Genomic DNA, 18,146 nt, shown 5'->3' with positions numbered 1-18,146 from the left:
CATGTGTCCCGACCGTACCCTGGATATTGAGCTGCGCTTGCTCATCGAGGGTATCTATTTCAAATACAGCTACGACTTTCGGGACTATTCCGGCGCTTCGCTCAAGCGCCGAGTGCTCCATGCGCTGTCGAAGTTTGAATGCGAAACCATTTCAGAGCTGCAGGCTCGCGTGCTGCATGATCCGCAGCTGTTCAGCGAGCTGCTCCAGTTTCTGACGATTCCGGTCAGCGAGATGTTTCGTGACCCCACCTATTATCTGGCCATTCGAGAGCACGTGGTTCCCGTGCTCAAGACCTATCCATCGCTCAAGATCTGGATTGCCGGTTGCAGTACGGGGGAAGAAGTCTATTCCATGGCCATCCTCTTCAAGGAAGAGGGGCTGCTGGACCGTACGTTGATTTACGCTACCGATATCAATCCACAATCGCTGGATCGTGCCCGGCAGGGCGTCTTTCCGCTGGAGCGGGTGCGTAAATACACACAAAGCTATCAGCAGGCCGGCGGCAAGAGCTCCTTTTCCGACTATTACACAGCCGCCTATGATGGGGCGCTGTTTGATAAGTCACTGATGGCCAATGTCACCTTTGCCGACCATAGCCTGGCTACGGACATGGTGTTTTCCGAGACACACTTCATCTCTTGCCGAAATGTCCTGATCTATTTCAACAAGGGCTTGCAGAATCGCGCGTTCGGTTTGTTTCATGAGTCGCTGTGCCACCGGGGCTTTCTCGGACTCGGCAGCAAGGAGTCGCTCGATTTCTCTGCCTATGCGGGTCATTTCGAACCGGTCGTCAAAAAAGAACGACTTTTCAGGCGGTTATAATCGTCATGAAACAAGGGCCGGATACCCTCTTTTCGTTGCCGCAGCGGCAAATTGAAGCAATTGTTGTAGGCGCTTCTGCGGGTGGGCTACAAGCACTTAGTGTACTATTGGTCGGCTTGGTCGAAACTTTTCGCCTGCCTATCGTCGTGGTAGTACACATGCCCGAGGATAAGGACAGTAAACTAGCGGAAATTTTCCGGCTGCGTCTGGAGATAGACGTCAAGGAAGCAGATGAAAAGGAACCGCTGCACCCTGGCACGCTGTACTTTGCGCCGCCTGGGTACCATCTGCTGATCGAACAGGACAAAACGCTCTCCCTGAGCCGGGAAGAGCGTGTGCACTTTTCGCGGCCTTCAATCGACGTATTGTTCGAAAGTGCTGCAGACGTATTTGGCGAGCACCTTTGTGGTGTTCTACTGACCGGAGCCAATGAGGACGGCGCGGCAGGCTTGAGAGCGATCCACCGTGCCGGTGGGTTGACCGTTGTTCAGGATCCGGCTGAAGCCTTCGTGCCTACGATGCCGGAAGCGGCTCTCAAGTTGTTTACTCCTGATTTCGTTTTGCCTGTCAGAGACATTAATACATTGCTCGTCGAGCTGGAACAGAACAATGCTTAAAGAAGTGAATACAGCAAAGATTCTCATCGTTGACGATCTTCCAGAGAATCTTTTGGCACTTGAGGCGTTGTTGAAACACGAGGACCTCTCTGTATTCAAGGCAGGTTCTGCCGAGGCTGCGCTTGAGCTATTGCTCGTGCACGAATTTGCGCTTGCCATTCTGGACGTGCAGATGCCGGTCATGAACGGCTTCGAGCTTGCCGAAATGATGCGAAGTACCGAGAAGACCAAACATATTCCAATCGTCTTTGTCAGTGCTGCCGGTCATGACCGCAACTATGCCTTCAAAGGCTATGAGAGCGGAGCTGTAGACTTTCTTTACAAGCCGCTCGACATCCATGCGGTCAAGAGTAAGGTCAGCGTATTCGTGGACCTGTACCGGCACCGCAAGGGCATGCGGCGTCAGCTTGAGGCGCTTGAGCGTAGCCGTCAGGAGCAGGAGGTGCTGCTGGCCGAGCTGCGCCAGACGCAAGTTGAATTGCAGCATGCGGTGCGGATGCGCGACGACTTCATGTCTATCGTTTCCCATGAGCTGAAGACCCCGCTCAATACCCTGATTCTTGAAGCCCAGCTGCGCAAGATCTACCTGGGCAAGAACAACATGGCAGCTTTTACGCCTGAAAAGCTGATGGAGATGGTCGAGCGGGACGAGCGTCAGGTACAGAAGTTGGTACGTCTGATCGATGACATGCTCGACGTATCCCGTATCCGGACGGGCAAGTTGTCTATCCGACCTTCCCGTTTCGATCTGGTGAAACTGGTTTCCAGTATCGTCGAAAATTTCATGCCGCAACTCAACGCGACTGGCTGTGACGTCACGGTAGAGCTTCCCGAATACATCGAAGGGGAGTGGGACGAATTCCGAATCGAGCAGGTTGTTGCCAATCTGCTTACCAATGCCATGCGCTACGGTGCAGGCAAGCCCGTTCATGTGAAACTGGATGTCAAGGACGGCTGTGCTGTACTTAGCGTACGGGACTTTGGTATCGGTATCTCGCCTGAGAATCAGGAGCGTATTTTCCGCCAGTTTGAGCGCGCTAGTGGAAGCGAAGGCGTTGCAGGGCTGGGCTTGGGGCTTTATATCGCCGATCAGATCGTCAAGGCGCACCGTGGCACGATAGGCGTCAGCAGCATCGAAGGGCTGGGGGCTACGTTCAGCGTGACGCTTCCTCTCGGCGAGTCGACGGCGACTGAATCGGCTAAGCCGAGGCTGACCCTGGTAGAGACAGGCATGCATTCCGCGCAGGGCTCGGCCTCCGGATCGTCAGGTCTGAAGGCGTAAGAAGAGCAGAAACAAAAAAGGCTTACCGAGGTAAGCCTTTTTTATTGCGCGCTTGGCGCTGAGATATGGCAGGGGCGGCTGGATTCGAACCAACGCATGGCAGGATCAAAACCTGCTGCCTTACCGCTTGGCGACGCCCCTGTAATACTTTCGAATTTCTGGTGGGCCCGGAGAGACTCGAACTCTCGACCAAAGGATTATGAGTCCTCTGCTCTAACCGACTGAGCTACAGGCCCTACGAGAGGGGCGCATTATACCCATATAGAAGCAAATGGCAAAATAAAGCGCATAAAAAAACCGGAGCGTTTGCTCCGGTTTTTCATTTACTCGTCGAGGAACGAGCGAAGATGCTCGCTACGAGACGGATGACGCAGCTTACGCAAGGCCTTGGCTTCGATCTGACGAATACGCTCGCGTGTCACATCGAACTGCTTACCGACCTCTTCAAGTGTATGGTCAGTATTCATATCGATGCCGAAACGCATGCGCAATACCTTGGCTTCACGAGCCGTCAGTCCTGCCAGTACATCGCGAGTCGCTTCCTTCAGGCTTTCGCTGGTCGCTACCTCGATCGGAGACTGCATGGTGGAGTCTTCGATGAAGTCACCCAGGTGCGAATCTTCATCATCACCAATCGGTGTTTCCATGGAGATTGGCTCTTTAGCGATCTTCAATACCTTGCGGATCTTGTCCTCAGGCATATCCATACGCTCACCCAGCTCTTCCGGCGTCGGCTCGCGACCCATTTCCTGCAACATCTGGCGGGAAATACGATTGAGCTTGTTGATCGTCTCGATCATGTGAACCGGAATACGGATGGTCCGTGCCTGGTCCGCAATGGAGCGGGTAATCGCCTGACGAATCCACCAGGTCGCATAGGTGGAGAACTTGTAGCCGCGGCGGTATTCGAACTTGTCTACCGCCTTCATCAGACCGATGTTGCCTTCCTGGATCAGATCAAGGAACTGCAAGCCACGGTTTGTGTACTTCTTGGCGATCGAAATCACGAGGCGCAGGTTGGCCTCAACCATCTCTTTTTTCGCCCGACGAGCCTTGGCTTCGCCGATGGACATGTTGCGGTTGATCTCCTTGATCTCGGCAACTGTCAGATCAAGCTCCTTTTGCAGGGCAATCAGCTTTTCCTGGTTGCGCTGGATATCAGGACGCAGGCGCTCAATCGCCTCGGCATACTTGGGCTTGTTCTTGAGAACCTTGTCTACCCACTCAAGGTTGGTTTCGTTGCTCGGGAACGAACGCAGGAAATCAGCGCGGGGCATACGTGCATCACGTACACACAGCTGCATGATGGCGCGTTCCTGGGCACGAACACGATCCAGCGACTCGCGAACGCGGCCTACCAGTATCTCGTACTGCTTGGGTACCAGCTTGATCGGCATGAACAGCGTGGCCAGGGCCACCAGCTCTTCAATGGCCTGATCGCTGCTACGGCCATGCTTCTGGAGCGCCTTTTGGGTTTTCTCCAGTTGTTCGGCTACGGCTGCGAAGCGCTGACGAGCTTCTTCCGGGTCCGGACCGCTTTCGGTCTCTTCCTCGGAATCATCGCTCTCGCTTTCTTCTTCGTCGTCGCTCTGGGCTGCAGCGGCATCCTTGGCCTTGGGCACAGGAATGTCATCGCTTTCGCTCTCAGGCAGCGTGCCGTCATCGGGATCGATGTAGCCGCTGAGAACGTCAGACAGGCGACCGCCTTCGGACGTAACCCGATCATATTCGCTGAGAATGTATTCAACCGAGCCCGGGAAGTGAGCGATAGCGCTCATGACTTCACGGATACCTTCCTCGATACGCTTGGCGATTTCGATTTCGCCTTCACGGGTCAAGAGTTCAACGGTACCCATCTCACGCATGTACATGCGCACGGGGTCGGTGGTACGACCAACATCGCTTTCAACTGCTGCCAGTGCGGCGGCGGCTTCTTCAGCGGCGGCTTCATCGGTATCCGCTTCTGCGAGCAGTAGGGTATCCGCATCCGGAGCTGTTTCGAATACGTTGATCCCCATGTCGTTGATCATGCGGATGATGTCTTCCACCTGTTCTGGATCGGAGATATCCTCCGGCAGGTGATCGTTGACTTCCGAGTACGTCAGGTAACCCTGCTCGCGACCGCGGGCGATCAACTCTTTAAGACGAGATTGCTGTTGCGCTTTTCCGGACATAAACACCCTTCCACGAAGGCATAGGCGGGCAAAAATAAGCTGAGTATTATAGCTGATCAGGCGGCTTTCTTGCCAGAATCAGGTTGATGACACAGCTGGGCGGCTAAGAAGCTCGCGCAGACGGTCCTTCTCTTCAATGCTGAGTTCGCTTTGGCGCGCCTTGCGGAGCAGCTGTTCAAGGCTGCGTTCACGCTGGCTTGCTGCAAGCCTAGTAATGGTGTCGAAAAACTGTTGTTCAAGGTTATCACCTGAAATCAACCACTCTTTTTCGGCTAAAACACGTAATAGTTTGCCTTGTTCAGTGCCGTGCCAGCGTGCCAGCAGCTGCAACGTGCTCTGTTCGGGCTTCTTCTGCAAGGCATCAACCAGGGCAACAAGAAGCTGTGCGTATTGGTCATTTTCTTCGGCAATGTTCTTTGCATCCTGAACCTGCAAGGCCAGCGAAGGGCGGTGCACCAGGCTGCGTAATGCGGCAAGCGTAGGCGGTTCAACCTTTACCGGCTCGCGTGGGGCACGCATGGCAGGGTCACCTTTGAAGCCGAACGACTTCTTGCCGCGGAACCCATTTTTCCCTCCATACGAGGGCTTGCCTGTGCGAGTGCTCGTGTAGGGCGCAGCAGGCGCAGGTGAATCATAGCCGCTGTCGTAATAGGCATCCTGCTCGTAGTAAGGCTCGTCCGTAGGCCGTGGTATCGCGGCTGGTGCGCTGGCAAACTGATTGAGCGACTCGTTGTTGAGCCCGGTCAGCTCGGTCAGGCGCAGGCGCATGAGCGCTTTCAGGTTATTTCCCGGAACCTTTTCAATCAGCGGTATGGCCAATGTCGCCAGGTGCGCCTTTCCCTCCAGAGTAGACGGGTCAGCCTCGGCTGCCAGTTGCTGGAAGAAATACTCGGCCAGTGGCAGCGCCTGCTGGACGAAACGTGCCTGAAACGCGTCCGGGCCCTCTGATCTGACGAGAGAATCTGGATCTTCGCCTTCGGGAAGAAAGAGAAAGCGGATCTTGCGACCGTCCTGTAGGGTGGGGAGCGCTGATTCCAGCGCGCGCCATGCTGCGCTACGACCGGCCTTGTCGCCATCAAAGCAGAACAGAATCTGAGGCACCAGACGAAACAAGCGCTTGATGTGCTCCTCGCTGGTAGACGTACCCAGGGTAGCAACAGCATTTCGTATGCCTTGCTGCGCCAGGGCAATCACGTCCATGTAGCCTTCCACGACAATGATCTCGTCAAGGTCCCGGTTGGCTCTGCGAGCCTCGAACAGCCCGTACAGCTCCTGGCCCTTGTGGAAAACAGGCGTTTCCGGAGAGTTCAGGTACTTGGGTTTCTCATCGCCCAGTACCCGACCGCCAAACGCGATAACGCGCCCACGGCTGTCCTTGATCGGAAAAATGACCCGATCACGGAAACGATCGTAGCGTTTGCCGTTTTCGGTATTTTCAATCAGTAAACCAGCCTCGATCATGGCTTTTTGCTGAAGCTCGTCACCTGCCAGATGCTTGAGCAGATTATCCCAGCCAGGCGGTGCGAACCCCAGGCCGTAATCGCGTGCGATCTCGCCGGTCAGTCCGCGTTTCTTCAGGTAATCCACTGCGGCTTTACGCTGGGGATGACTCTTGAGCGACTGACGATAGAACGTGGCTGCATCAGCCAGTAGCGCATACAGCGGGGAGTCCACCATCTGCCGCGGCTTGCGTGGACCGCCACTGGTGCTTTCTTCCCGGGGAACGTCAAGACCGGCTTTTCTGGCCAGCTCTTCAACAGCTTCGGGAAACTCCAGATTGTCATGGTCCATGACAAAGCCGAGGGCATTTCCGCCTGCGCCGCAGCCGAAGCAGTAATAGAACTGTTTATCCGGGCTTACGCTAAACGAAGGACTCTTTTCGTTATGAAAAGGACAGAGCGCACTAAAATTCTTGCCGGTTTTTTTTAGCTTGATGCGTGACCCTACCACTTCGACAATGTCGGTGCGGTTGAGCAGGTCGTCGATAAAGCTCTGGGGGATCAATCCGGCCATGGTGCATTCGGCTCAGGGAGGGCCATTAGCATACGCGATGAAAAACGGTTGCTTCCATGCGCAGGTCGCTTGGTTGAATTATAAATTCGACTATCGAAACTTGAGCATACTAACGCACGTTGCGAAAGGATGTTCAACAGGAAGTGCCAGGCATGGGACATGCTTGACAGGTGGTGCGGATTAGCAGATCACATACGTTCAGCCCGACCAGTGGTCGGGCGGAGCCGTTAGCCTTGCAGGCGTCTGATCAGTACAGACGCTCGCGGCGGCGCTGTTCGCGCTGCACTTTCTTGGCATGACGCTTAACAGCAGCAGCTGCCTTGCGCTTACGCTCGGAAGTAGGCTTCTCGTAGAACTCGCGGCTGCGAACTTCAGCCAGAACACCGGCTTTTTCGCAAGAGCGCTTGAAACGACGCAGGGCTACGTCGAAGGGTTCGTTTTCTTTGACTTTGACGGCGGGCATCCAGGTCGTACCTTCAATGTTTTACCGGGGGTTGATTCAACGCTTGAGGCCTTAGCCATATAAAGCGTCGGTTTTTAAGGGTTGCGGATAGTAACGCTTCGCCGGGGTAAATGCAAAGCTTCCGGACGAAAGCACTGGTCTGAGCAAATGGGTGGGATTATCATGCCTTCCTTCATTCATCGTCAGGCCGAAGGCCATCTGCCCATGCGTGTTCTGGGACTCGAAACGTCCTGCGACGAAACAGGTGTCGCACTCTTTGACAGCGAACGTGGACTTTTGTCCGATGCGCTATTCAGTCAAATCGATTTGCATCGTGTTTATGGTGGGGTAGTGCCTGAATTGGCCTCCCGTGACCATGTAAAACGAATGCTTCCTCTTATTAATCAGGTATTGGCTGAGGCAGGCAGCAAGCCGGCCGATGTCGATGCCATTGCCTATACGGCCGGTCCGGGCCTGGTCGGTGCGCTGCTGGTAGGTGCCTCCTTTGCCCAGGCGCTGAGTCTGGCATGGGGTGTTCCGGCGTTGGGGGTTCATCACATGGAAGGCCATTTGTTGGCGCCCATGCTGGAGGAGCAGCCGCCAGAATTTCCGTTCGTCGCCTTGTTGGTGTCTGGTGGCCATACGCAGCTTGTACGGGTGGACGGTATCGGCCGTTATCAGCTTCTGGGCGAGTCGGTAGACGATGCTGCGGGGGAAGCCTTTGACAAGACTGCCAAGCTCCTGGGGCTCGGTTATCCAGGCGGGCCGGAGATTGCTCGACTTGCGCTCAATGGCAATCCTGATCGCTTTGTCTTTCCGCGTCCGATGACAGACCGGCCTGGTCTGGATTTCAGCTTCAGCGGTTTAAAGACTTTTGCTCTCAACACTTGGCAGCAATGCGAGGCGGCAGGGGATAACAGTGAGCAGACGCGTTGCGATATCGCCTTGGCCTTTCAGCGTGCGGTCGTCGAGACGCTGACGATCAAGTGCAAGCGTGCCCTTAAGCAAACAGGCCTCAAGTCTCTGGTAATTGCTGGCGGTGTCAGCGCCAATACTGCGCTGAGAACTTCGTTGGAGACCATGCTCAAGGAGCTACGTGGGCATGTCTTTTATGCCCGCCCACGTTTCTGTACGGACAACGGCGCCATGATTGCGTATGCCGGTTGCCAGCGTCTGCTGGCCGGTCAGCAGGATGGTCCCGCCATTCAGGTGCAGGCGCGTTGGCCAATGGAGCAGTTGCCGGCGGTCTGAGTAACGTCAAGGGCGTGGTCTGGCAAATCTTTTGGAACAAAAGCTGTCACGCTCTCTAGAAGTGACGTTCTCGTCCTGCCAGCAAGGCTTTGAGATTGGCTCGGTGGCGAAGCACGATAAGGATGGTCAGCGCGAGCAGAGGCAATAACGCGGCATGTTGTTGCCAGGCGATAAGCGGCAGGCACAGCAACGTGGCGGCCAGTGCAGCCAGGGAGCTGATACGGGTCATTGCGAAGACGATTCCCCAGATGCCAGCCGCCAGCAATGCAGCCCAGGGATACAGGCCTAGCAACATACCGGCCGCTGTGGCGACGCCTTTGCCGCCGCGAAACTGAAAGTAGAGTGGATAGACATGGCCCAGTACTGCTGCCAGACCGATCCAGGCCTGCTCGACCTCTGACAGGCCCAGGGTACGTGCCAGGAGAATAGGGACGAGGCTTTTGCTCAGGTCGCCTAGTAATGTCAGGATGGCAAGGCGCTTGCCACCAAGACGAAACATGTTGGTTGCACCGGGATTGCCTGATCCACTGGTTCTGGGATCGTTAAGGCCAAAGGCGCGGCTGAGCAGGACGGCAAACGATACGGAGCCGAGCAGGTAGGCAAAAGTGGCCAGCAACCAAACCATGATGATGTTCCCGGAGGGGCAGTCCCTTCAGATTCTAATGGGAATCTTCGTCTGACCGCGATACGGTGGCTGGGCTTTTCAAATAATGCGCATATGGGCGCTGGAGAGGGTCGTGGACAAGGTATTCATCGAGGGACTGGAAGTTGACACCGTTATTGGTGTGTATGACTGGGAGCGCGAAATTCGTCAATGCTTGCGTCTGGATGTCACCATGGCTTGGGACATTCGTCCTTCCGCCGAGAGCGATGAACTGGACAAGACGTTGAATTACGCCGCGGTGGCAGAACGTATTACAGCGTTCGCCCAGCAGTCGAGCTTCCAGTTGGTCGAGACGTTTGCCGAGCGTCTGGCCAGTCTCTTGATGCAGGAGTTTCAATTGCCCGGGTTGCGGCTGAAGATTACCAAGCCGGGTGCCGTACCGACGGCGGCAGGGGTTGGTGTGGAGATCGAGCGCGGATGTCTCTGACCACGGTATACCTGGGCCTTGGCAGCAATACCGCGCGTGAGCAGCATCTGACGGCGGCACTGGAGGCCTTGTCCGCCTTATGCGGAGAGCTGGCATGCTCTCCCGTTTTTGAAAGCGAGGCCGTGGGTATCAAGAGCGAGCCGTTCTTCAACCTGGTCGTCAAAGCCCAGACAGAATTGTCCCTGGCTGACTTGAGTGTTCGCTTAAAGCACATCGAGGCTGATAATGGCCGATACGCGGCAGATCGTACCGGTTTGCCGCTTGATATCGACATTCTGACCTATGGCAATCTCGTAGGAAACCTGGATGGGCTGACTCTGCCGCGGGCAGAAATTCTCAAGAATGCCTTCGTGCTTTGGCCGCTCTCGTTATTGGCCGCCACAGTCAGGCATCCTGTCGATGGCCGTGATTACGCTTCTCTTTGGGCTGCGATGCCCAAGGTCCAGCGTTTATGGCCGGTACCGTTTACATGGCGTGGACAGGCATTGACGCCAGCCACGCTGTGTCAGGCCTTTCCAGCTGAATAGTCACGGCAATACGCCTCGATGGCCTCGAGGCGCGACTGCTTCAAAGCCTCCCCAAGTTCGGCGCCTTTAAGTCCTCTCTCCAATAAAGGTTGTACTGTTACTGCGCGTGCAGCCTGCGCAACCGAGCGCATGTAATTTGCCTGCGCATAGGGGAGTGCTGCGTCATAGTGGTCCATTTCACAGGCTTGAAGGAACTCCTCGAAGCGAGCCGGCCGACGGAACAGGTCGAAGCACTGGAATAGCGCCAGAAGCGCTGTTGAGCTCAGCTCGGCTGCACGCTGGACGTGCGGGTGATACTGGCTGACCAATAACGCCAGCTCACTGCAGTCACGCGGCAACTTGAAGCGGTTATTGATGGCTTCGATCGTGTCGGTAACCTGGTTTGGCTCGTGTTGATCGCCCTTCACCTGCATGAGTAGACATGACCAGCGTATGGGAAGGGGTTGCTTATGACTGGCGCATTGGCGCAGTACCCGCAAGGTATGGCTGGTAGACGGATCGGCATCGGCTTTGAGCAGGGAGTCGATCTCGGGTATCAGTACAGCCAGCGCACCACAGACATGCAGGGTCTGAATGAAAACATCCGGCCTTGACTCCATCAGCGCCCGGGAGATTTCTTTCCACATGCGCTCGGGTGTCAGGGCGTCCAGTTCACCGCTGGTCGCCATGCGCTGCATCAGCTCAAGGGTCTCCGGAGCGACATTGAACCCAAGCGGAGCATAGCGGGCCGCAAAACGAGCTACGCGCAGTACCCGCAATGGGTCCTCCATAAACGCTGGGGACACATGGCGCAGCAGACGTGCATGTAGATCCTTCAGGCCACCATAGGGATCAATCACGTGGCCCGCTTCGTCTTCTGCCATTGCGTTGATGGTCAGATCGCGGCGGATGAGATCGTCTTCCAGGGTGACGTCCGGGTCTGCAAAAAAGGTGAAGCCGCCATAGCCACGACCGCTTTTACGTTCAGTGCGCGCTAGGGCGTATTCCTCACCGGTCTTGGGATGAAGGAAGACGGGAAAGTCCGCACCGACGGGGCGAAAACCCTGAGCGGTAAGCTCTTCAGCGGTACCTCCGACAACAACCCAATCGACTTCCGTAACGGGCTGCCCTAGCAATCGATCCCGGACCGCGCCACCCACCTTGTATATCTGCATGCTTCACCTCCTGAAGGCAGCAGGATAACGATGAAGTAGGTAAACGCCAAAAAGGATGTAAAGAAACAAGGCCTCACAGGAGGCCTTGGATTTAGATGGGCGAGATAGCGATGTCGGTACGCCGAGGGTCAAGGTCCCGGTGGCCGTCCCGGGGCGGAACGTGCTGGGTACTGACGATCTGATCGCCCTGAGCGGTTTCAAGGTGAATGTCAAAGCCCCATAAGCGATGCAAGTGCTTGAGTACCTCCTCGGTAGAATCGCCCAGGGGTTTGCGATCATGCTGGGTATGCCGCAACGTGAGCGAGCGATCACCGCGACGGTTGATATTCCAGATCTGGATATTAGGCTCACGATTGCCCAGGTTGTACTGGGCTGCCAGCTGCTCACGAATCAGGCGATAACCCCGATCATCATGAATTGCCGCGACTTCCAGCTCATCACGGTGATCATCGTCCAGAATGCTGAACAGCTTGAGATCCCGGATAACCTTGGGCGACAGAAACTGAAGGATAAAGCTTTCGTCCTTGAAGCTCTTCATCGCGAACGTAACGGTAGAGAGCCAGTCGCTGCCTGCGATATCCGGGAACCAGCGCTTGTCTTCTTCGGTAGGATTCTCACAGATCCGACGAATATCGCGGAACATGGAAAAGCCCAAGGTGTAAGGGTTGATGCCGCTGTAATAGGGGCTGTCGAAGCTTGGCTGGTAGATCACGCCTGAGTGGGACTGCAGGAACTCGAACATGAAGCCATCGGTTACGAGGCCTTCATCGTAGAGATCGTTGAGCAAAGTGTAATGCCAGAAGGTTGCCCAGCCTTCATTCATTACCTGCGTTTGCCGCTGCGGATAGAAGTACTGAGCGATCTTGCGCACGATCCGGATAACTTCACGCTGCCAAGGCTCCAGTAACGGAGCATGTTTCTCGAGAAAATAAAGAATATTTTCCTGAGGCTCAGAGGGGAAGCGCGCATCCTCTTCGTGTTTATCCTTGTCGCCCATCTTAGGGATGGTACGCCAGAGATCATTTACCTGGCGCTGCAGGAGTTCCTCACGCTCCTTTTGCCGACGGCGCTCCTCTTCAGCGGAAATGGGATAGGGCCGCTTGTAGCGATCCACACCATAATTCATGAGCGCATGGCATGAATCGAGGAGGTCCTCTACCGCATCGATGCCATGGCGTTCTTCGCATTGCGTGATGTACTGCTTGGCGAACACCAAATAATCGATGATGGAGCTGGCGTCTGTCCAGGTCCGGAACAAGTAGTTGCCCTTGAAAAAGCTGTTATGCCCATAACAGGCGTGGGCAATTACGAGGGCCTGCATCGTGATGGTGTTTTCTTCCATCAGATAGGCGATGCAAGGATCCGAATTGATCACGATTTCATAGGCCAGGCCCATCTGCCCGCGCTTATAATGCTTTTCGGTATGCAGGAAGTGCTTACCATAAGACCAGTGGTTATAGCCGATAGGCATGCCAACAGACGCGTAAGCGTCCATCATCTGCTCGGCTGTGATAATTTCAATTTGGTTGGGATAGGTATCCAAGGCATAGCGCTTAGCGATACGACCGATTTCCCGGTCATACGTCTGTACAAGCTCAAATGTCCATTCCGAGCCGGTGGAAATAGGCTGACGCTTCATGACACAAGCCTCCGCTGGAACAGTTCACGAAACACCGGGTAAATATCGGCAGCCGATACGATCTGCTGTTGCGAAAAGGACTCGGGAAACGCCCCGCGCACCTGTTCGTATTCGTACCACAAGGCCTGATGTTCCCGTGGCGTGATCTCTACATAGGTGTAGTACTGCATGAACGGCAGTATCTGGCGGACTAGGATATCCCTGCAGATAGGCGAGTCGTCATTCCAGTTGTCACCGTCCGAGGCCTGCGCGGCATACAGGTTCCACTCGTTGATGGGGTACCGCTCCGCCATGATTTCCTGCATGAGCTTCAATGCACTGGACACAATCGTGCCGCCCGTTTCACGGGAATAGAAAAACTCCTCTTCATCCACTTCACGTGCGCTGGTGTGGTGACGAATAAACACCACATCGATTCGCTCGTAATTACGCTTGAGAAACAGATAGAGCAGGATGAAAAAGCGCTTGGCGATGTCTTTAGTCGCCTGAGTCATCGAGCCGGAAACATCCATCAGACAGAACATCACTGCCTTTGAACTTGGCGTAGGCTGTTTGCTCAACAGGTTGTACTTGAGGTCAAAGGTATCCAGGAACGGGACCTTATCGATCCGGGCGCGCAGACGCACAATCTCGGCTTCGAGCGCCTGGATATCAGTGATGTTGTCCGGCTCCTCGACACGCAGACGTGCAAGCTCTGCCTTGACTTCGCGCAGCTTGTTGCGGCTCCCGCCCGACAGAGCAATTCGCCGGGCATGAGCGGAGCGTAAAGTCCGGATGATATTGATGCGCGACGGATTCCCTTCGCTGCTGATACCAGCACGTACCGTCTTGAACGTGTCGCTGCCGGTCAGCTGTTTTTTCACCAGATTCGGCAGTTCAAGATCCTCGAACATGAAGTCGAGAAATTCGTCCTGGGTGATCTGGAACACGAAGTCATCCATGCCTTCGCCACTGTTGCTGGCCTTGCCTTGGCCTGCGCCACCACCACCGCCTCCTTGGGGGCGCGGAATGCGGTCTCCTGAAGAAAACTCCTTGTTACCGGGATGAACGGTCGTTTGCTTGCCGCCACGACCGTGATGCAGCACGGGCTCATCAATGTCGCGGCCAGGAATACTGATTTGCTCGCCATGCTCCATATCGGTAATGGAACGGCGGCTCACGGCCTCTTCGACCGCCTTCTTGATGTGCTCGCGGTAACGCCGCAGAAAACGTGTACGGTTTACCGTGCTCTTATTCTTGCCATTCAAACGCCGGTCGATGACATAACTCATAGACGCCCTCCGGGCTCGGAAATGGAGCAGTCCGCGGTCCTACGATAGGCTTGGCATATTGCGATTTGCCTACCGCCGGACAGGTCACGGCAGAGCACGGTCACGCCGCCTCTGCCTGTGACGATACGACTGCGTTCTTTACTGCGATTTCCGTACCCGCAGATACCACTCGGACAGCAACCGCACTTGCTTCTCGGTATAGCCACGCTCGACCATGCGAGTCACAAAGTCGTTGTGTTTTTGTTGGTCCTCCTTGCTTGCCTTGGCGTTGAAGCTGATAACCGGCAGGAGATCCTCGGTGTTCGAGAACATCTTCTTCTCGATGACCGTACGTAGCTTCTCGTAAGAGAGCCAGCTGGGATTCTTGCCATTGTTATTAGCACGTGCGCGCAGCACAAAGTTGACGATCTCGTTGCGGAAGTCTTTTGGGTTGCTGATGCCTGCCGGCTTCTCGATCTTCTCCAGCTCCTCGTTCAGCGCCGCGCGATTGAGAATTTCACCTGTTTCCGGGTCACGGTATTCCTGATCCTGAATCCAGAAATCGGCGTACAACACGTAGCGGTCAAAAATGTTCTGTCCGTATTCGCTGTACGATTCAAGGTAGGCGGTTTGAATCTCCTTGCCGATGAACTCGACATAACGAGGTGCCAGGTATTCCTTGATAAAGCGCATGTAGCGCTCGCGGACTTCTGCCGGAAACTGCTCCTGCTCGATCTGCTGCTCAAGCACATACAGTAAATGAACAGGGTTGGCTGCAATCTCATTGGCATCAAAGTTGAAGACACGGGAAAGAATCTTGAAGGCAAAACGGGTCGACAAACCGTTCATGCCTTCATCGACACCTGCTGTATCGCGATACTCCTGAATCGACTTGGCCTTGGGATCAGTGTCCTTCAGGTTTTCACCGTCGTATACCCGCATCTTGGAGTAGATATTCGAGTTCTCAGGCTCTTTCAGGCGTGAAAGTACAGAGAACTGCGCCAGCATTTTGAGCGTATCGGGCGCGCAATGAGCTTTGGATAGAGAGCTGTTGATGAGGAGCTTGTCGTAGATCTTCATCTCATCCGAAACACGCAGGCAATACGGGACCTTGACGATGTAGATACGGTCGATGAAGGCCTCGTTATTCTTGTTGTTACGGAAGGTATGCCATTCTGATTCGTTGGAGTGCGCCAGGATGATCCCACTGTAGGGCAGGGCACCCAGACCTTCGGTACTGTTGTAGTTGCCTTCCTGAGTTGCGGTCAGGAGTGGGTGCAGCACCTTGATAGGTGCCTTGAACATTTCCACAAATTCCATCAAGCCTTGGTTGGCTCGGCATAAAGCGCCTGAGTAGCTATAGGCGTCTGCATCGTTTTGCGGATATTCCTCGAGCTTGCGAATGTCGACCTTGCCGACAAGCGCGGAAATGTCCTGGTTGTTCTCATCGCCTGGCTCGGTCTTGGCGATAGCGATCTGGTTAAGGATGGAGGGGTGCAGCTTTACAACACGGAACTTGCTGATATCTCCGCCGAACTCCTGCAATCGCTTGGCTGCCCAAGGCGACATGATGCTGCGCAAATAGTGGCGAGGAATGCCATAGTCCTCTTCAAGAATCTGGCCATCTTCATCAGGATTGAATAGGCCCAGCGGAGATTCAAAGACCGGAGAGTCCTTGATGGCATAAAACGGAACACGCTCGATCAGCTGCTTGAGCTTTTCCGCCAATGACGATTTACCACCCCCTACAGGACCCAGGAGATAAAGGATTTGCTTTTTCTCTTCGAGGCCTTGGGCAGCGTGCCGAAAATACGAAACGATCTGCTCGATGCAATCCTCCATCCCGTGGAAGTCTGCAAAAGCAGGGTAACGACGGATCACCTTGTTGGAAAAGATGCGCGAAAGGCGCGGATCGCTGGCGGTATCTACCAGCTCCGGTTCACCAATAGCCATGAGCATGCGCTCAGCGGCACTGGCATAGGCAGTACGGTCCTTCTTGCAGATCTCAAGATATTCCTGAAGGGAATATTCTTCCTGACGAGTCGCTTCGAAACGCCCCTGGAAGTGACTGAAAATGCTCATGACGTCTCCTCGCTGGATACCCTCGAGCCGGCTGGGATCGGTCGTACGCGTGCACGGAAAACAGCAACAGTCGACGGAGCAACCGTTTGGAATTCCCCCGAACACCTAATGGTCGTACCGATGGCCCGCCGGAAATCCGGCTCCCTGAATGGGAAGGCCTAATCCAAGAATAGTCCGATTATGGAGATGTGGAAGCCCCTCTTTAGACTTATGTGTAACGGGATCGTCAAAAGCGTGTGCTAAGCACTTGAAGGATCAATCAAAACGAGCCGCTTTCCGTCTCGTCGGGATATACGCTTCGCCAGACTTCGAAGCCGCCATCGAGGCTGTAGACTTCACTGAAGCCCTGCTGGGAAAAAAAGGCGGCAGCGCTCTGGCTTGAATGACCGTGATAGCACACGACAACCAACGGCTGATCCATATCGGCCTGGGCCATGAAGTCGGGCAGGGTCTGGTTATCGATCCGCTGAGAGCCCGCAATATGCAGGGTGGCGTAGCTATGAGGGTCGCGGATATCCACAACTGTTGCGCCACGCTGGCGCAGCTCCAGCGCCTGTTCAGGATCAATGCAGTGAAACTCGCTCATCTTTAGCCTCCTTCCTGGCAGGCGCAACTGTGGCGCTCGCCGGTATCGACATTCATTAAGGTCATTTTGTTGCCCCAGACACAGCCGGTATCCAGCGCAAACACGCCCGGCTCATCGCAGCGGCCTTCGAGTGCCGCCCAATGGCCAAAGATCAGCCGATGCTGACGCGTCAGACGACCAGGATGGCTGAACCACGGGGCATAGCCGTCAGGCGCACTGCCGGAGGCCTCCTTGGTTTTCAATTCCAACGTGCCGTCCGGTGTACAGAAGCGCATGCGCGTCAGGTAGTTGGTAATAACGCGCCAGCGAGTAGCACCCTCCAGGCTCTCCTCCCAGAGTGCCGGCTCATTGCCGTACATACCGTCTATGAACTGTGGAAAGTGCTCATCATCCCGCAGAACAGTTTCTACTTCCTTGGCCAGGGAGAGTGCCTTCTCCAGCGTCCACTGCGGCGGCAGACCAGCATGAACCAGAATCGTATCGCGCGGCTCATCGTAATGAAGAAGCGGCTGCTGGCGAAGCCAGGAGAGCAGCTCGTCGCAGTCTGACGCCTTGAGGATCTTGCGCAGCGTATCGCTTTTCTTCATGCGTTCGGGATGGAGCGAAACCGCCAGAAGATGAAGGTCATGGTTGCCCAGTACGGTGACGATGGATTCCCGCATGTCATACAGGAAACGCAGCGTTTCCAGTGATTGCGGGCCACGGTTGACCAGGTCACCAACCAGCCAGAGACGGTCCTGCGCAGGATCGAAGTCTACTTCTTCGAGCAGGCACTTGAGCGGGTCAAGGCAACCTTGCAAGTCGCCAACGGCATAAAGCGTCATCAGTGTAAGGAACCTGGAACAGCGAGGCGGAAGGGCGCAATAACGGCATCGAAGGTATGGCCGTCACTGGCCTCCATCTGATAACTGCCACGCATACTGCCTACGCGGGTTTCGAGCACCGTACCGCTGCTGTAGTGGTGCGTTGCTCCTGGTGCAAGTACAGGCTGTTCGCCTACCACACCAGCACCACGCACCTCCTGGGTTCGACCATTGCCATCGGTAATGATCCAGTGGCGTGCATGCAGCTGTGCCGGCAGGCTGCCCTCATTGGTAATGGTGACGTCATAGGCGAAGGCGAAGCGATTCTGCGCCTCCTGAGACTGCTCCGGCAGGTAGCGTGTGGAAACAGCTACTTTAATGGAATAGCGTGGGTCGGACACTGAGGCTGACC

Annotated in this window: 17 protein-coding genes and 2 tRNA genes; 6 read left to right on the top strand and 13 right to left on the bottom strand. The window is 55.3% G+C overall.

Going from position 1 to position 18,146, the window contains the following annotated elements; genetic code table 11:
* Position 1 precedes the first annotated feature (1 nt).
* Genes PLU01S_RS19860 through PLU01S_RS19850 form a run of 3 tightly spaced genes read left to right on the top strand, consistent with a single transcriptional unit; the run spans position 2 to position 2,722 of the window.
* On the top strand, positions 2-823 hold the full coding sequence (locus PLU01S_RS19860; protein WP_074826865.1) for a CheR family methyltransferase: 822 nt from the start codon (positions 2-4) through the stop codon (positions 821-823).
* Between the two features lie 5 nt (positions 824-828).
* Positions 829-1,440 carry a chemotaxis protein CheB gene (locus tag PLU01S_RS19855; protein ID WP_019367533.1) on the top strand — a complete coding sequence of 204 codons (612 nt, stop codon included), beginning with the start codon at positions 829-831 and terminating at the stop codon, positions 1,438-1,440.
* Entirely contained in the window at positions 1,433-2,722 is a 1,290-nt protein-coding gene (locus PLU01S_RS19850) for a hybrid sensor histidine kinase/response regulator (RefSeq protein WP_074826861.1), read from the top strand. Before PLU01S_RS19855 ends, PLU01S_RS19850 begins: the two co-directional genes overlap by 8 nt.
* A gap of 66 nt (positions 2,723-2,788) precedes the next feature.
* On the opposite strand, the gene PLU01S_RS19845 is transcribed toward PLU01S_RS19850, so the two are convergent.
* The 5 genes from PLU01S_RS19845 to rpsU form a co-directional block, all read right to left on the bottom strand.
* A tRNA-Gln gene (locus tag PLU01S_RS19845) sits at positions 2,789-2,863 on the bottom strand.
* A gap of 18 nt (positions 2,864-2,881) precedes the next feature.
* A tRNA-Ile gene (locus PLU01S_RS19840) sits at positions 2,882-2,958 on the bottom strand.
* 87 nt (positions 2,959-3,045) lie between these two features.
* Entirely contained in the window at positions 3,046-4,896 is a 1,851-nt protein-coding gene (gene rpoD, locus PLU01S_RS19835; RefSeq protein WP_010795991.1) for an RNA polymerase sigma factor RpoD, read from the bottom strand.
* A gap of 78 nt (positions 4,897-4,974) precedes the next feature.
* Positions 4,975-6,909, bottom strand: a complete 1,935-nt coding sequence (dnaG, locus tag PLU01S_RS19830) for a DNA primase (RefSeq protein ID WP_074826858.1) — start codon at positions 6,907-6,909, stop codon at positions 4,975-4,977.
* Between the two features lie 247 nt (positions 6,910-7,156).
* The gene (rpsU, locus tag PLU01S_RS19825; protein WP_010795989.1) at positions 7,157-7,372 is read right to left on the bottom strand and encodes a 30S ribosomal protein S21; all 216 of its coding nucleotides are present in this window, start codon (positions 7,370-7,372) and stop codon (positions 7,157-7,159) included.
* Positions 7,373-7,576: 204 nt separating this feature from the next.
* Here rpsU and tsaD point away from each other — a divergent pair, with 204 nt between their 5' ends.
* Entirely contained in the window at positions 7,577-8,602 is a 1,026-nt protein-coding gene (gene tsaD / locus PLU01S_RS19820; protein WP_026004189.1) for a tRNA (adenosine(37)-N6)-threonylcarbamoyltransferase complex transferase subunit TsaD, read from the top strand.
* A 55-nt stretch (positions 8,603-8,657) separates the two neighbouring features.
* On the opposite strand, the gene plsY is transcribed toward tsaD, so the two are convergent.
* Positions 8,658-9,227, bottom strand: coding sequence for a glycerol-3-phosphate 1-O-acyltransferase PlsY (gene plsY, locus PLU01S_RS19815; RefSeq protein WP_010795987.1), 570 nt, complete (start codon positions 9,225-9,227; stop codon positions 8,658-8,660).
* Between the two features lie 112 nt (positions 9,228-9,339).
* On the opposite strand from plsY, the gene folB reads away from it, so the two are divergent.
* Positions 9,340-9,693, top strand: a complete 354-nt coding sequence (gene folB, locus PLU01S_RS19810) for a dihydroneopterin aldolase (RefSeq protein ID WP_010795986.1) — start codon at positions 9,340-9,342, stop codon at positions 9,691-9,693.
* Positions 9,684-10,220 (top strand): 2-amino-4-hydroxy-6-hydroxymethyldihydropteridine diphosphokinase, encoded by a 537-nt coding sequence (folK, locus tag PLU01S_RS19805; protein WP_074826855.1) that lies wholly within the window; start codon positions 9,684-9,686, stop codon positions 10,218-10,220. The genes folB and folK overlap by 10 nt, the downstream gene beginning before the upstream one ends.
* On the opposite strand, the gene PLU01S_RS19800 is transcribed toward folK, so the two are convergent.
* The 7 genes from PLU01S_RS19800 to apaG form a co-directional block, all read right to left on the bottom strand.
* Positions 10,199-11,374: a multifunctional CCA addition/repair protein gene (locus tag PLU01S_RS19800; RefSeq protein WP_074826852.1), complete on the bottom strand. Its 1,176-nt coding sequence runs from the start codon at positions 11,372-11,374 to the stop codon at positions 10,199-10,201. The genes folK and PLU01S_RS19800 overlap by 22 nt on opposite strands.
* A gap of 91 nt (positions 11,375-11,465) precedes the next feature.
* A complete protein-coding gene (locus PLU01S_RS19795) occupies positions 11,466-13,013 on the bottom strand; it encodes a SpoVR family protein (protein ID WP_074826849.1) in 1,548 nt (515 codons plus the stop codon).
* On the bottom strand, positions 13,010-14,284 hold the full coding sequence (locus PLU01S_RS19790; protein WP_010795982.1) for a YeaH/YhbH family protein: 1,275 nt from the start codon (positions 14,282-14,284) through the stop codon (positions 13,010-13,012). Before PLU01S_RS19790 ends, PLU01S_RS19795 begins: the two co-directional genes overlap by 4 nt.
* A 138-nt stretch (positions 14,285-14,422) precedes the next feature.
* Entirely contained in the window at positions 14,423-16,345 is a 1,923-nt protein-coding gene (locus tag PLU01S_RS19785; RefSeq protein ID WP_010795981.1) for a PrkA family serine protein kinase, read from the bottom strand.
* A 259-nt stretch (positions 16,346-16,604) separates the two neighbouring features.
* Complete coding sequence (gene glpE / locus PLU01S_RS19780; protein WP_010795980.1) at positions 16,605-16,931, bottom strand: thiosulfate sulfurtransferase GlpE; 327 nt, start codon at positions 16,929-16,931, stop codon at positions 16,605-16,607.
* A gap of 2 nt (positions 16,932-16,933) precedes the next feature.
* Complete coding sequence (locus tag PLU01S_RS19775; RefSeq protein ID WP_074826847.1) at positions 16,934-17,755, bottom strand: symmetrical bis(5'-nucleosyl)-tetraphosphatase; 822 nt, start codon at positions 17,753-17,755, stop codon at positions 16,934-16,936.
* Complete coding sequence (gene apaG, locus PLU01S_RS19770) at positions 17,755-18,135, bottom strand: Co2+/Mg2+ efflux protein ApaG (RefSeq protein ID WP_074826844.1); 381 nt, start codon at positions 18,133-18,135, stop codon at positions 17,755-17,757. Before apaG ends, PLU01S_RS19775 begins: the two co-directional genes overlap by 1 nt.
* Positions 18,136-18,146 lie beyond the last annotated feature (11 nt).

It is taken from the genome of Pseudomonas luteola NBRC 103146 (genome assembly GCF_002091675.1).
Classification (GTDB): Bacteria; Pseudomonadota; Gammaproteobacteria; order Pseudomonadales; family Pseudomonadaceae; genus Chryseomonas; species Chryseomonas luteola.
This window is presented reverse-complemented; position numbering and strand designations above follow the sequence as displayed.

What these genes read in the sequence shown, in the direction of transcription:
- PLU01S_RS19860 (WP_074826865.1), top strand. Translation starts at nt 2, where the DNA reads ATGTGTCCCGACCGTACCCTGGATATTGAGCTGCGCTTGCTCATCGAG.
- PLU01S_RS19855 (WP_019367533.1), top strand. Translation starts at nt 829, where the DNA reads ATGAAACAAGGGCCGGATACCCTCTTTTCGTTGCCGCAGCGGCAAATT.
- PLU01S_RS19850 (WP_074826861.1), top strand. Translation starts at nt 1,433, where the DNA reads ATGCTTAAAGAAGTGAATACAGCAAAGATTCTCATCGTTGACGATCTT.
- rpoD (WP_010795991.1), bottom strand. Translation starts at nt 4,896, where the DNA reads ATGTCCGGAAAAGCGCAACAGCAATCTCGTCTTAAAGAGTTGATCGCC.
- dnaG (WP_074826858.1), bottom strand. Translation starts at nt 6,909, where the DNA reads ATGGCCGGATTGATCCCCCAGAGCTTTATCGACGACCTGCTCAACCGC.
- rpsU (WP_010795989.1), bottom strand. Translation starts at nt 7,372, where the DNA reads ATGCCCGCCGTCAAAGTCAAAGAAAACGAACCCTTCGACGTAGCCCTG.
- tsaD (WP_026004189.1), top strand. Translation starts at nt 7,577, where the DNA reads ATGCGTGTTCTGGGACTCGAAACGTCCTGCGACGAAACAGGTGTCGCA.
- plsY (WP_010795987.1), bottom strand. Translation starts at nt 9,227, where the DNA reads ATGGTTTGGTTGCTGGCCACTTTTGCCTACCTGCTCGGCTCCGTATCG.
- folK (WP_074826855.1), top strand. Translation starts at nt 9,684, where the DNA reads ATGTCTCTGACCACGGTATACCTGGGCCTTGGCAGCAATACCGCGCGT.
- PLU01S_RS19800 (WP_074826852.1), bottom strand. Translation starts at nt 11,374, where the DNA reads ATGCAGATATACAAGGTGGGTGGCGCGGTCCGGGATCGATTGCTAGGG.
- PLU01S_RS19795 (WP_074826849.1), bottom strand. Translation starts at nt 13,013, where the DNA reads ATGAAGCGTCAGCCTATTTCCACCGGCTCGGAATGGACATTTGAGCTT.
- PLU01S_RS19790 (WP_010795982.1), bottom strand. Translation starts at nt 14,284, where the DNA reads ATGAGTTATGTCATCGACCGGCGTTTGAATGGCAAGAATAAGAGCACG.
- PLU01S_RS19785 (WP_010795981.1), bottom strand. Translation starts at nt 16,345, where the DNA reads ATGAGCATTTTCAGTCACTTCCAGGGGCGTTTCGAAGCGACTCGTCAG.
- glpE (WP_010795980.1), bottom strand. Translation starts at nt 16,931, where the DNA reads ATGAGCGAGTTTCACTGCATTGATCCTGAACAGGCGCTGGAGCTGCGC.
- PLU01S_RS19775 (WP_074826847.1), bottom strand. Translation starts at nt 17,755, where the DNA reads ATGACGCTTTATGCCGTTGGCGACTTGCAAGGTTGCCTTGACCCGCTC.